Genomic DNA, 12,401 nt, shown 5'->3' with positions numbered 1-12,401 from the left:
GCCCGTTTGAGGAGATAGCATGATTGTTCGTCCCGTACGCAGCAGCGATTTAGCCGCTCTGATCGACCTGGCCCGCAGCACCGGCACCGGCCTGACCACATTGCCGGCCAACGAAGAACGTCTGGCCCACCGGGTCGGCTGGGCCGAGAAGACCTTTCGCGGCGAAGCCGGCCGGGGCGATGCGGACTACCTGTTCGTGCTCGAAGACGATGACGGCCGCGTGGTGGGGATTTCCGCCATCGCTGGCGCTGTCGGCATGCGAGAACCTTGGTACAACTTCCGTGTCGGTCTGACGGTCAGCGCTTCGCAAGAGCTGAACATCTATCGCGAGATTCCGACGCTGTTCCTGGCCAACGACCTGACCGGTAATTCCGAGCTGTGCTCGTTGTTTCTGCACGCCGATTACCGCAGCGGTCTCAACGGCCGCATGCTGTCGAAGGCGCGGATGCTGTTCATCGCCGAATTCCCTGAACTGTTCGGCAACAAGATCATTGCCGAAATGCGCGGTGTCTCCGATGACGCCGGCCGTTCGCCGTTCTGGGAAAGCCTGGGACGTCACTTCTTCAAAATGGAATTCAGTCAGGCCGATTACCTGACCGGTGTTGGCAACAAGGCTTTCATTGCCGAGCTGATGCCGAAATTCCCGCTGTACACCTGCTTCCTGTCCGAGGGCGCACGTAACGTCATCGGTCAGGTGCACCCGGACACCGAGCCAGCCCTGGCCATGCTCAAGGGTGAAGGGTTCAGCTATCAGGGTTACGTCGACATCTTCGACGCCGGCCCGGCCATCGAATGCGAAACCGGCAAGATCCGCGCGGTGCGTGACAGTGAAGCACTGGTGCTGGCCATTGGCACGCCGGGCGACGACGCCACGCCGTTCATCATCCATAACCGCAAACGCGAAGACTGCCGCATCACCGCTGCGCCGGCGCGTCTCGCTGCCGGCACGCTGGTGGTTGATCCGCAGACCGCCAAACGTCTTCAACTCAACGCTGGCGACCAAGTGCGCGCCGTGGCGTTGTCTGCTGCAAGGGAGTCGAAATAATGAATTCGCTATACATCGCAGGTGAGTGGCTGGCCGGTCAAGGCGAAGCTTTTCAATCGCTGAACCCGGTGACCCAGCAAGTGCTGTGGTCGGGGGAGGGCGCGACCACCGCTCAGGTTGAATCGGCGGTGCAGGCTGCGCGTCAGGCATTCCCGGGGTGGGCGCGTCGTTCGCTGGATGAACGCATCACTGTGCTGGAGGCGTTCGCCGCCGCGCTGAAAACCCACGCTGACGAGCTGGCTCGCACCATCGGTGAAGAGACCGGCAAGCCGTTGTGGGAAGCCGCGACCGAAGTCACCAGCATGGTCAACAAGATTGCGATCTCGGTGCAGAGCTACCGCGAGCGTACCGGCGAGAAGAGCGGCCCTTTGGGCGACGCCACTGCCGTGTTGCGCCACAAACCACACGGCGTGGTCGCGGTGTTCGGCCCTTACAACTTCCCCGGCCACTTGCCGAACGGCCATATCGTGCCGGCGTTGCTGGCCGGTAACAGCGTGCTGTTCAAGCCAAGCGAACTGACCCCGAAAGTGGCCGAGCTGACAGTCAAGTGCTGGATTGAAGCCGGTCTGCCGGCCGGTGTTCTGAACCTGCTGCAAGGCGCTCGCGAAACCGGCATCGCACTGGCGGCGAACCCGGGCATCGACGGTCTGTTCTTCACCGGTTCGAGCCGCACCGGCAATCACCTGCATCAGCAATTTGCCGGTCGACCGGACAAGATTCTGGCGCTGGAAATGGGCGGCAACAATCCGCTGGTGGTTGATCAGGTCGCGGATCTGGATGCGGCGGTTTACACGATCATTCAGTCGGCGTTCATTTCTGCCGGTCAGCGTTGCACCTGTGCCCGCCGTTTGTTGGTGCCGCAAGGCGCGTGGGGCGACAGCCTGCTCAAGCGTCTGGTTGAAGTGAGTTCGACCATCGAAGTCGGCGCGTTCGATCAGCAACCGGCGCCGTTCATGGGCTCGGTGATTTCCCTCGGCGCGGCGAAAGCGCTGATGGATGCTCAAGAACATCTGCTGGCCAATGGCGCCGTGTCGTTGCTGGCGATGACTCAGCCGCAGGCGCAAGCCGCGTTGCTGACGCCGGGCATTGTTGACGTGACGGCGGTTGCCGAGCGCCCGGACGAAGAACTGTTCGGCCCGTTGCTGCAAGTGATCCGTTACGTCGATTTCGAAGCGGCGATCGCTGAGGCGAATGACACCGCTTACGGCTTGGCCGCCGGTCTGTTGTCGGATTCCGAAGCGCGTTATCAGCAGTTCTGGCTGGAAAGCCGCGCCGGCATCGTCAACTGGAACAAACAGCTGACCGGTGCTGCGAGCAGCGCGCCGTTTGGCGGTGTCGGTGCCTCGGGCAACCATCGCGCCAGCGCCTATTACGCAGCGGATTATTGCGCGTACCCGGTGGCGTCGCTGGAAACACCGAGCCTGGTGTTGCCTGCCGCCCTGACGCCTGGCGTGAAAATGGCGTAACGGCCATCGCGAGCAAGCTCACTCCTACAAGAGCGATGAAAATCCCTGTAGGAGTGAGCCTGCTCGCGATAGCCGCGACGCGGTCTGACTGAATTGTTACCTGAAGCCTATAACAACAGATTCTCGTGGAGCCTCGCTGATGAAATCCTATGAAGTCAATTTTGACGGTCTAGTGGGGCCGACCCATAACTACGGTGGTCTGTCCTACGGCAACGTTGCCTCCCAGAGCAACAGCCAGCAATCTTCGAACCCGAAGGAAGCGGCGCTGCAAGGTCTGGCGAAGATGAAAGCGCTGATGGAAATGGGCTTTCAGCAAGGCGTGCTGGCGCCACAGGAACGTCCGGACGTGGCCGCTCTGCGCCGCCTGGGTTTCAGCGGCACCGACGCGCAAGTGATCGAGCGCGCCGCCAAAGAAGCCATGCCGCTGCTGGTCGCCAGTTGCTCGGCGTCGAGCATGTGGGTGGCCAACGCCGCCACGGTCAGCCCGAGTGCCGACACCGCAGACGGCCGCGTGCATTTCACCGCCGCCAACCTCAACTGCAAATACCACCGCAGCATCGAGCACCCGACCACCAGCCGTGTGCTCGGTGCGATGTTCGCCAATCAGCAACACTTCGCCCATCACGCCGCGTTGCCGGCAGTGGCACAGTTCGGCGATGAAGGCGCGGCCAACCACACACGTTTCTGCCGTGACTATGGCGAGGCGGGCGTCGAGTTTTTCGTGTTCGGCCGCAGTGCGTTCGACAACCGTTTCCCGGCGCCGCAGAAATATCCTGCCCGCCAGACCCTCGAAGCCTCGCAAGCGGTTGCGCGTCTGCACGGTCTGCGTGATGAAGGCGTGGTCTACGCCCAGCAGAACCCGAACGTGATCGATCAGGGCGTGTTCCACAACGACGTCATCGCCGTGGGCAATGGCGAGGTGCTGTTCTATCACGAGGATGCGTTCCTCGACACCGAATCGATGCTGGCTGAACTGCAAAGCAAACTCGCCAAAGCGGGTGGTAACTTCCAGTCCGTGTGTGTGCCGCGTTCGGCGGTCACCGTGGATGACGCGGTGCGCTCCTACCTGTTCAACAGCCAGTTGCTCTCGCGTCCTGATGGCTCGATGTTGTTGATCGTGCCGCAAGAGTGCCAGGCCAATGAGCGCGTCTGGGCGTACCTGCAAAGTCTGACCAGCTCCGGCGGTCTGATCCGCGAAGTAAAAGTCTTCGACCTCAAGCAAAGCATGCAGAACGGCGGTGGTCCGGCGTGCCTGCGACTGCGCGTCGCGCTTAACGAAACCGAACTGGCGGCGGTCAACCCAGGCGTTATCATGACGCCACCGTTGTACGGTTCGTTGACCGCATGGGTTGAAAAGCACTACCGCGACCGCCTGAGCGAAACCGATCTGGCGGATCCGCAATTGCTGCTTGAATGCCGGACGGCACTGGATGAACTGACGCAAATCCTTAAACTGGGCGCGGTTTATCCATTCCAGATCAATTGATGGCCGGCGCGTTGCCTGAACGCGGCGCGCGGCTTGTCTCACCAAGAGAGTAAAAACATGAGCGATTCCCTGCAGCTGATCCTTGAAGACACCGACGGCACGCAACTGGAGACCTCCTGCACCCGCGTCGCGGTCATGTGGCAAGGCAAAGAGCTGTGGATCCAGCAGGACGGCCGTGGCCAACTGCTGATCGGTGTGGACGTTGAAGAAGGTGACGCTGAGTACGCCAACCTGCTGCTGCGCCCATTGGCGACTAATCTGGTAAGTCTGCAACTGGAAATGGAACCGGCCGACGTCGGCGACGACGAAGACCACGTGCACGGCCCGGATTGCAACCACGACCACTAAGGAAACCGCTCTATGCTCGCCCTCGGCAAACTGCTTGAACTGACCCTCGCCGGCCGCGAACCGGCGGAGAAGACTCAACTGACTGTCGAAGGCGTGCGCATGCGCTGGTTGAGCGAAGGTGCGCTGGAAGTCCGGCCACCGCAAGCGCGCGACAATGGCCTGGACCTGCTGCTGTCGGCAGGCATCCACGGCAACGAAACAGCGCCGATCGAGTTGCTTGATCGGCTGCTGCACGACATCGCTCGCGGCGATCTGAAGCCGCGCGCACGCATTCTGTTCCTGTTCGGCAATCCCGAGGCGATTCGCAAAGGCGAGCGCTTCGTCGAACAGGACGTCAATCGGCTGTTCAACGGCCGTCATGAACAAAGCAGTGGCTCGGAAGCGCTGCGTGCCTGTGAGCTGGAACGTTTGGCGGCGAGCTTCTTCAGCCTGCCGGATCGCCAGCGTCTGCACTACGACCTGCACACAGCGATTCGCGGCTCGAAGATCGAGCAGTTTGCCCTGTACCCGTGGAAGGAAGGTCGTCAGCATTCACGCCTTGAGCTGGCGCGCCTGCGCGCTGCCGGGATGGAAGCGGTGCTGTTGCAGAACAAACCGTCGATCGTGTTCAGCTCGTACACCTACGACAAGCTCGGTGCCGAGGCTTTCACGCTGGAATTGGGCAAGGCGCGGCCGTTCGGGCAGAACGACGGGGTTAACGTCTCGCTGCTGGAAACCCGTCTGAAGCAGATCATCGAAGGTACTGAGCCGGAGATGGCGCAAGAAGGGCTGGATGGTTTGCAACTGTTCAGCGTCGCGCGGGAAATCATCAAGCACAGCGATGCGTTCCGCCTGAACCTGCCGCAGGACATCGAAAACTTTTCAGAGTTGGAGATGGGTTATGTGCTGGCCGAGGATCTGGCCAATACCCGCTGGATCATTGAGGAAGAGGGCGCGAGGATCATTTTCCCCAATCCGAAGGTCAAGAACGGCTTGCGCGCGGGCATCCTGATCGTCCCGACCACCGACGAAAACCTCGCCTGATGATCGTTCCCACGCTCCGCGTGGGAATGCAGCCCGGGACGCTCCGCGTCCCCAAGCGGACGCAGAGCGTCCATTGAGGCATTCCCACGCAGAGCGTGGGAACGATCACTCGAGGCTTAGACCGCTACAGCATGCGGCTCGGTGCGGCGCAGGGCGCGAACCTTGCGCAGCGTATCCGCGCAAGTCCGCGCCGCTTCCTGACCCTTGTGCACAAAGTGCTCAAAGAAGAACTTCTGATGCTCGTCGCCAGCATGGAAGTGGTGCGGCGTCAGGGACACCGAGAACACCGGCACTTCGGTTTCCAGTTGCACCTGCATCAGGCCGCTGACCACTGACTGGGCGACGAACTCGTGACGGTAGATGCCGCCGTCGACAACCAGGGCTGCCGCAACGATGCCGGCATAACGACCGGTCTTGGCCAGCAACTTGGCGTGCAGGGGCATTTCAAAGGCGCCGCCGACTTCGAAGATGTCGATGTCCGATTCCTGATAACCCAGGGCAATCATTTCGGCGACGAAGCCTTTACGGCTCTGGTCGACGATTTCCTTGTGCCAGCAGGCCTGGATGAACGCGACGCGCTCGCCATGAGGGTGTTTGCTTTTGCTGTCGATAGCGGTGGGTTGCATGTTCTGACTCCTGTTTGTGTGAAAAACAGGGCGTTATGAATCGAAAGGGATTCAAGGGTGCGCACACGCACAACATCGCGCGGACGGCCCTTTGGCGTTAATCCCGTTCTCTCTTCATCCGGACTATGACCGTCGGCCCCGGAATCACACCGGGTCTGCTGACCTTGCCGTCGATCACCGCTTAATGCCGTGTCCGTCGCCAAGCGCTCGCGGGCTATGCGCGTTGCGCGCAATTACCGCCGGTGGGGAATTGCACCCCGCCCTGAGAACGTTTTTGCCGCCCTTTCTCGGGCGGCGCAGCGTTTTTAACACAGATTGTGTGTCTGTGCATTGCGCCTTTCTGATGATTGCCATCGAATTTTCTGGCGGTTCGAAACGACTTTTCCTTGCGCAAGGGTTGATTAATCCACGCGATGACCGCAGTAATCCCACTTCGTAAAGGGATTTCCCCTGCTGATTAGAGGCCAGGTTCATGAGCGTTATCGATCTTCGCAGCGACACCGTTACCCAACCGACTCCCGCCATGCTCGACGCAATGACTGCGGCGGACACCGGCGATGACGTGTACGGCGAAGATCCGACGGTCAATCGTCTGGAGGCGGAACTGGCCAAGCGATTGGGTTTTGCTGCAGCGTTGTTCGTACCGACCGGCACCATGAGCAACCTGCTGGGCTTGATGGCGCACTGCGAACGCGGTGACGAATACGTCGTTGGCCAGCAGGCGCACACCTACAAGTACGAAGGCGGCGGCGCGGCGGTGCTCGGTTCGATCCAGCCGCAGCCGCTGGAAGTGCAGGCCGACGGTTCGCTGGATCTGGATCAGGTCGCGGCGGCGATCAAGCCTGACGACTTCCATTTCGCCCGGACTCGTTTGCTGGCGCTGGAAAACACCATGCAGGGCAAAGTGCTGCCGATGGAGTATCTGGCCCGCGCCCGTCGCTTCACTCAGGACCAAGGCTTGCAACTGCACCTCGACGGCGCGCGGCTTTACAACGCGGCGGTCAAGCTGGGTGTCGATGCGCGGGAAATCACTCAGTACTTTGATTCGGTGTCGGTGTGCCTTTCCAAAGGTCTCGGTGCGCCGGTCGGCTCGGTGTTGTGCGGTTCTGAGCAACTGATCGGCAAGGCTCGCCGTCTGCGCAAAATGGTCGGTGGCGGCATGCGCCAGGCCGGACTGCTGGCAGCGGCGGGGCTGTATGCGCTCGATCACAACGTCGAGCGTCTGGCCGACGATCACGCCAACGCGCAATTGCTCGCCGATGGCTTGCGTGAAGCAGGTTTCATCGTCGAACCGGTGCAAACCAACATGGTTTATGTGCAAATGGGTGACAAGGCTGAAGCGATCAAGGCGTTTGCCGCCGAACGAGGCATCAAGTTGAGCGCCGCTGCGCGTCTGCGCATGGTCACGCACATGGACGTCAATCGCTCGCAAATCGAGCAAGTGATCGCGACATTCGTCGACTTTTCGCGCAAGTGACAGCGTTAGCCGTCCAATTGACCGTTTCTATCGTATAAACACGCTGTACCCCGCGCGCAGGGCCGATATAATGCGGCCCTTTGCCGTCGCTTCGTCTGTTGACGTTTCGAACAGGCCTTTGGCCGCAGCCTCCGTGGAAGAACCTAATGAAAAGCGCAGAAATCCGTGAAGCCTTCCTTCGCTTCTTCGAAGAGCAAGGCCACACCCGTGTAGCCTCCAGCTCTTTGATTCCGGGCAACGACCCAACCCTGCTGTTCACTAACGCGGGGATGAACCAGTTCAAGGACTGCTTCCTGGGCCAGGAAAAACGTGCGTACACCCGTGCAACCAGCAGCCAGAAATGCGTGCGTGCCGGTGGCAAGAACAGCGACCTGGAAAACGTCGGTTATACCGCTCGTCACCACACGTTCTTCGAAATGCTCGGTAACTTCAGCTTCGGTGACTACTTCAAGAAGGACGCGATTACCTACGCGTGGACCTTCCTGACCGGCGTTCTGCAACTGCCGAAGGAAAAACTCTGGGTCACCGTCTACGCCTCCGACGACGAAGCGTATGACATCTGGACCAAAGAAATCGGTGTGCCAGTCGAGCGCATGATTCGCATCGGCGACAACAAAGGCGCGCCGTACGCCTCCGACAACTTCTGGACCATGGGCGATACCGGCCCATGCGGCCCGTGCACCGAGATTTTCTACGATCACGGCGACCACATCTGGGGCGGCCCACCAGGCTCGCCGGAAGAAGACGGCGACCGTTACATCGAAATCTGGAACAACGTGTTCATGCAGTTCAACCGCACCGCCGATGGCGTGTTGCATCCGTTGCCAGCGCCGTCGGTCGACACCGGCATGGGCCTGGAGCGGATCAGTGCGGTGATGCAGCACGTCAATTCCAACTACGACATCGATCTGTTCAAGAACCTGCTGAAGGCCTCGGCTGAAGCCATCGGTTGCGAAAATGGCGATCAGTCGTCGCTCAAGGTTGTTTCCGACCATATCCGTTCGTGCGGCTTCCTGATTGCTGACGGCGTGCTGCCATCCAACGAAGGTCGTGGTTATGTACTGCGCCGGATCATCCGTCGCGCCTGCCGTCACGGTAACAAACTGGGCGCCACCGGCAGCTTCTTCTACAAGATCGTTGCTGCACTGGTTGCCGAGATGGGCGAAGCCTTCCCGGAACTGAAGAAGCAGCAGAGCAACATCGAGCGCGTGCTCAAGGCTGAAGAAGAGCAGTTCTCCAAGACGCTGGAGCACGGCCTGAAGATCCTCGAGCAGGATCTGCTGGAGCTCAAAGGCACCGTGGTGCCGGGCGACGTAGTCTTCAAACTCTACGACACCTACGGTTTCCCGATGGACCTGACCGCTGATATCGCGCGCGAACGCAGCCTGACGGTCGACGAAGCCGGTTTTGAGCGTGAGATGGAAGCCCAACGTGTTCGTGCGCGTTCGGCCAGCTCGTTCGGTCTGGACTACAACACCTTGGTCAAGGTTGATGTGGCCACCGAGTTCACCGGCTACACCGACACCCGCGGTTCGGCAAAAATCGTCGCTATCTATAAAGATGGCCAGTCGGTCGACGTCTTGAATGAAGGCGAAGAGGCGGTGATCGTTCTGAACCAGACGCCGTTCTACGCTGAATCCGGCGGCCAGATCGGCGACTGCGGTTATCTGCAGGCCGGCAGCGCGCGTTTCGACGTACGTGACACCACCAAGACCGGCGGCGCCTTCCTGCACCACGGCGTGCTGGATTCGGGCAGCCTGACCATCGGCGCGCCAGTGGAAACCCACGTCGACGCCGAAGTGCGTCACGCGACGTCGTTGAACCACTCGGCCACGCACTTGCTGCACGCTGCTTTGCGTCAGGTGCTGGGCGAGCACGTTCAGCAGAAAGGTTCGTTGGTGGATAGCCAGCGCCTGCGTTTCGACTTCAGCCACTTTGAAGCGATCAAACCTGAACAGATCAAAGCGCTGGAAGACATCGTCAACGCCGAGATCCGCAAGAACTCTGCGGTTGAAACCGAAGAAACCGACATCGAAACCGCGAAGAACAAAGGCGCCATGGCGCTGTTCGGCGAGAAGTACGGCGACAACGTGCGCGTGCTGAGCATGGGCGGTGATTTCTCCGTCGAACTGTGCGGCGGTATCCATGCCAACCGCACCGGTGACATTGGCCTGCTGAAAATCATCAGCGAAGGCGGTGTGGCATCGGGCGTGCGTCGTATCGAGGCAGTTACCGGTGCTGCGGCGCTGGCCTACTTGAACGCTGCAGAAGAACAACTCAAGGAAGCGGCCAGCCTGGTCAAGGGCAGTCGCGACAACCTGATCGACAAGCTGTCGGCTGTGCTGGAGCGCAATCGCCAACTGGAGAAGCAGCTGGAGCAGTTGCAAGCCAAGGCGGCCAGCGCTGCGGGCGACGATCTGTCGTCCTCGGCTCTGGACGTCAAGGGCGTGAAGGTTCTGGCCGCACGTCTGGATGGTCAGGACGCCAAGGCGCTGCTGGCGCTGGTTGATCAGTTGAAGAACAAACTCGGCCGCGCAGTGATCCTGCTCGGCAGTGTCCATGAGGAAAAGGTCGTTCTGGTTGCAGGTGTAACCAAAGACCTGACTGGCCAACTCAAAGCCGGTGATTTGATGAAGCAGGCTGCTGCGGCAGTGGGCGGGAAGGGCGGTGGTCGTCCGGACATGGCGCAGGGCGGCGGTGTTGATGCTGGCGCACTGGATGGCGCACTGGCGCTGACCGTTCCATTCGTCGAGCAGGGTTTATAAGGCAGTCCGTCCGGCCCGCAGTCTAGTGGCGGGCCGGGCGGCTGTTCGAGTGATTATTGGGCGCCCTTCATGGGCAGAGGCGGCTTTGAAATGGCTTTGATCGTACAGAAATTTGGAGGCACCTCGGTCGGTACTGTCGAGAGAATCGAGCAGGTCGCCGACAAGGTTAAGAAATTCCGCGATGCCGGCGATGACCTGGTGGTTGTGCTGTCTGCAATGAGCGGCGAAACCAACCGTCTGATCGATCTGGCCAAGCAAATCAGTGGCGACACGCAACCGGTTCCGCGGGAACTGGACGTGATCGTTTCCACCGGTGAGCAGGTGACGATTGCCCTGTTGGCCATGGCGCTGATCAAGCGCGGTGTGCCGGCGGTGTCGTACACCGGTAATCAGGTGCGGATCCTGACCGACAGTGCGCACAATAAAGCGCGTATCTTGCAGATTGATGACCAGAAGATTCGCGGTGATCTGAAAGCAGGGCGCGTGGTGGTTGTCGCCGGTTTCCAGGGCGTCGACGAGCACGGCAACATTACCACCCTCGGTCGTGGCGGTTCCGACACCACGGGCGTGGCACTGGCGGCTGCATTGAAGGCTGATGAGTGCCAGATCTACACCGACGTTGATGGCGTTTACACCACTGACCCGCGCGTTGTGCCGGTCGCTCAGCGTCTGGACAAGATCACCTTCGAAGAGATGCTGGAAATGGCCAGCCTCGGTTCCAAGGTGTTGCAGATCCGTGCGGTGGAATTCGCCGGCAAGTACAACGTTCCGCTGCGCGTACTGCACAGCTTCAAGGAGGGTCCGGGCACCCTCATTACTATTGATGAAGAGGAAACCATGGAACAGCCGATCATTTCCGGCATCGCTTTCAACCGCGATGAAGCCAAGCTGACTATCCGTGGCGTGCCAGACACCCCGGGCGTGGCGTTCAAGATTCTCGGCCCGATCAGTGCCGCGAACATCGAAGTCGACATGATCGTGCAGAACGTTGCGCACGATAACACCACCGACTTCACTTTCACCGTGCACCGCAACGACTACCAGGCCGCACAGACCGTGCTGGAAAACACCGCTCGTGAGATCGGTGCCCGTGAAGTGGTTGGCGACACCAAGATTGCCAAGGTCTCGATCGTCGGCGTCGGCATGCGTTCCCACGCAGGCGTGGCCAGTCGCATGTTCGAATCCCTGGCAAAAGAAAGCATCAACATCCAGATGATCTCGACCTCGGAAATCAAGGTTTCCGTGGTGATTGAAGAGAAGTATCTGGAACTGGCCGTGCGCGCCCTGCACACGGCTTTCGAACTGGATGCTCCTGCCCGTCAAGGCGAGTAATTCCATTTCTTGAAGGGCGCGGTCTGACCGCGCCCTTTATTTTTTGAATGGCGCGAGCCCTGAACTGTTCTTTTGCTCGCGCTGGTCAATACTCAGGCATGTAGGGCTACGATCGCTCCGGTTGTAGGTCGGGTGCCTTTTTTTTGCAGACTGTTGTCCCTGAACTGAATTGCGTGAGGAGAAAGGTATGCTGATTCTGACTCGTCGGTGCGCAGAAAGCCTGATTATCGGTGATGGCGAAATCACCGTGACCGTGCTCGGCGTTAAAGGAAACCAAGTGCGTATCGGCGTCAACGCCCCGAAAGAGGTTGCCGTGCACCGTGAGGAAATTTACCTGCGTATAAAGAAAGAGAAGGACGAAGAACCAAGCCATTAATTTTTATCGATTTTTATGTTTGCAAACGGGGAAAAGGTTGGTTAAGATACGCCCCGTGTTGCGGAGAGCTGGCCGAGTGGCCGAAGGCGCTCCCCTGCTAAGGGAGTACACCTCATAAGGGTGTCGGGGGTTCGAATCCCCCGTTCTCCGCCATTATTTGCTTAGTACGTCGTAATCTGGCTTTTTCTGTAAGTTGTTGAAATTAATAGAAAAAGTGGTTGGAATAGAGATTAGACGGGCTATAATGCGGCGCAACAAATGCACTCGTAGCTCAGCTGGATAGAGTACTCGGCTACGAACCGAGCGGTCACAGGTTCGAATCCTGTCGAGTGCACCATTTAAGAGTCAGTTACAGCAATGTAAATGACTTGGCTTCAACCAGATGTGATCTGGTCTAAAAACACAAATGCACTCGTAGCTCAGCTGGATAGAGTACTCGGCTACGAACCGAGCGGTC

Annotated in this window: 10 protein-coding genes, 2 tRNA genes and 1 riboswitch; of the genes, 11 read left to right on the top strand and 1 reads right to left on the bottom strand. The window is 59.6% G+C overall.

What is annotated here, in order from left to right; all coding sequences use genetic code 11:
* Window positions 1-19: 19 nt before the first annotated feature.
* The 5 genes from astA to astE all read left to right on the top strand — a co-directional run bounded on the left by astA (window position 20) and on the right by astE (window position 5,368).
* Complete coding sequence (astA, locus tag ACWR1S_RS19535) at window positions 20-1,045, top strand: arginine N-succinyltransferase (protein WP_454564639.1); 1,026 nt, start codon at window positions 20-22, stop codon at window positions 1,043-1,045.
* Window positions 1,042-2,511 (top strand): succinylglutamate-semialdehyde dehydrogenase, encoded by a 1,470-nt coding sequence (gene astD / locus ACWR1S_RS19530; protein ID WP_454564683.1) that lies wholly within the window; start codon window positions 1,042-1,044, stop codon window positions 2,509-2,511. The genes astA and astD overlap by 4 nt, the downstream gene beginning before the upstream one ends.
* Window positions 2,512-2,650: 139 nt before the next feature.
* Window positions 2,651-3,997 (top strand): N-succinylarginine dihydrolase, encoded by a 1,347-nt coding sequence (gene astB, locus ACWR1S_RS19525; RefSeq protein ID WP_141126188.1) that lies wholly within the window; start codon window positions 2,651-2,653, stop codon window positions 3,995-3,997.
* Window positions 3,998-4,054: 57 nt separating this feature from the next.
* Entirely contained in the window at window positions 4,055-4,345 is a 291-nt protein-coding gene (locus tag ACWR1S_RS19520; RefSeq protein WP_007919345.1) for a hypothetical protein, read from the top strand.
* Window positions 4,346-4,357: 12 nt separating this feature from the next.
* On the top strand, window positions 4,358-5,368 hold the full coding sequence (astE, locus tag ACWR1S_RS19515) for a succinylglutamate desuccinylase (protein ID WP_454564638.1): 1,011 nt from the start codon (window positions 4,358-4,360) through the stop codon (window positions 5,366-5,368).
* A 116-nt stretch (window positions 5,369-5,484) separates the two neighbouring features.
* On the opposite strand, the gene ACWR1S_RS19510 is transcribed toward astE, so the two are convergent.
* Window positions 5,485-5,994 carry a 6,7-dimethyl-8-ribityllumazine synthase gene (locus ACWR1S_RS19510; protein WP_007919335.1) on the bottom strand — a complete coding sequence of 170 codons (510 nt, stop codon included), beginning with the start codon at window positions 5,992-5,994 and terminating at the stop codon, window positions 5,485-5,487.
* Window positions 5,995-6,095: 101 nt separating this feature from the next.
* Window positions 6,096-6,268, bottom strand: a riboswitch (FMN riboswitch).
* Window positions 6,269-6,466: 198 nt separating this feature from the next.
* On the opposite strand from ACWR1S_RS19510, the gene ltaE reads away from it, so the two are divergent.
* The 6 genes from ltaE to ACWR1S_RS19480 all read left to right on the top strand — a co-directional run bounded on the left by ltaE (window position 6,467) and on the right by ACWR1S_RS19480 (window position 12,281).
* On the top strand, window positions 6,467-7,471 hold the full coding sequence (ltaE, locus tag ACWR1S_RS19505) for a low-specificity L-threonine aldolase (RefSeq protein ID WP_454564637.1): 1,005 nt from the start codon (window positions 6,467-6,469) through the stop codon (window positions 7,469-7,471).
* A 146-nt stretch (window positions 7,472-7,617) separates the two neighbouring features.
* Window positions 7,618-10,236, top strand: a complete 2,619-nt coding sequence (gene alaS / locus ACWR1S_RS19500; RefSeq protein ID WP_454564636.1) for an alanine--tRNA ligase — start codon at window positions 7,618-7,620, stop codon at window positions 10,234-10,236.
* A 90-nt stretch (window positions 10,237-10,326) separates the two neighbouring features.
* Entirely contained in the window at window positions 10,327-11,568 is a 1,242-nt protein-coding gene (locus ACWR1S_RS19495) for an aspartate kinase (protein ID WP_007919332.1), read from the top strand.
* Window positions 11,569-11,755: 187 nt separating this feature from the next.
* Window positions 11,756-11,944, top strand: coding sequence for a carbon storage regulator CsrA (gene csrA / locus ACWR1S_RS19490; RefSeq protein ID WP_002554426.1), 189 nt, complete (start codon window positions 11,756-11,758; stop codon window positions 11,942-11,944).
* 62 nt (window positions 11,945-12,006) lie between these two features.
* A tRNA-Ser gene (locus ACWR1S_RS19485) sits at window positions 12,007-12,097 on the top strand.
* A 107-nt stretch (window positions 12,098-12,204) separates the two neighbouring features.
* Window positions 12,205-12,281: transfer RNA gene (locus tag ACWR1S_RS19480), tRNA-Arg, on the top strand.
* The last annotated feature ends 120 nt before the right edge of the window (window positions 12,282-12,401 follow it).

The sequence above is a fragment of the Pseudomonas sp. AIG genome, assembly GCF_977020205.1.
Note: the sequence above shows the minus strand (reverse complement) of the source record. Positions and strands in the feature narration are given on the sequence as shown.

Bases quoted from the DNA above. Each gene is read 5' to 3' on its own strand.
- astA (WP_454564639.1), top strand. From the start codon at position 20: ATGATTGTTCGTCCCGTACGCAGCAGCGATTTAGCCGCTCTGATCGAC.
- astB (WP_141126188.1), top strand. From the start codon at position 2,651: ATGAAATCCTATGAAGTCAATTTTGACGGTCTAGTGGGGCCGACCCAT.
- ACWR1S_RS19520 (WP_007919345.1), top strand. From the start codon at position 4,055: ATGAGCGATTCCCTGCAGCTGATCCTTGAAGACACCGACGGCACGCAA.
- astE (WP_454564638.1), top strand. From the start codon at position 4,358: ATGCTCGCCCTCGGCAAACTGCTTGAACTGACCCTCGCCGGCCGCGAA.
- ACWR1S_RS19510 (WP_007919335.1), bottom strand. From the start codon at position 5,994: ATGCAACCCACCGCTATCGACAGCAAAAGCAAACACCCTCATGGCGAG.
- ltaE (WP_454564637.1), top strand. From the start codon at position 6,467: ATGAGCGTTATCGATCTTCGCAGCGACACCGTTACCCAACCGACTCCC.
- alaS (WP_454564636.1), top strand. From the start codon at position 7,618: ATGAAAAGCGCAGAAATCCGTGAAGCCTTCCTTCGCTTCTTCGAAGAG.
- ACWR1S_RS19495 (WP_007919332.1), top strand. From the start codon at position 10,327: ATGGCTTTGATCGTACAGAAATTTGGAGGCACCTCGGTCGGTACTGTC.
- csrA (WP_002554426.1), top strand. From the start codon at position 11,756: ATGCTGATTCTGACTCGTCGGTGCGCAGAAAGCCTGATTATCGGTGAT.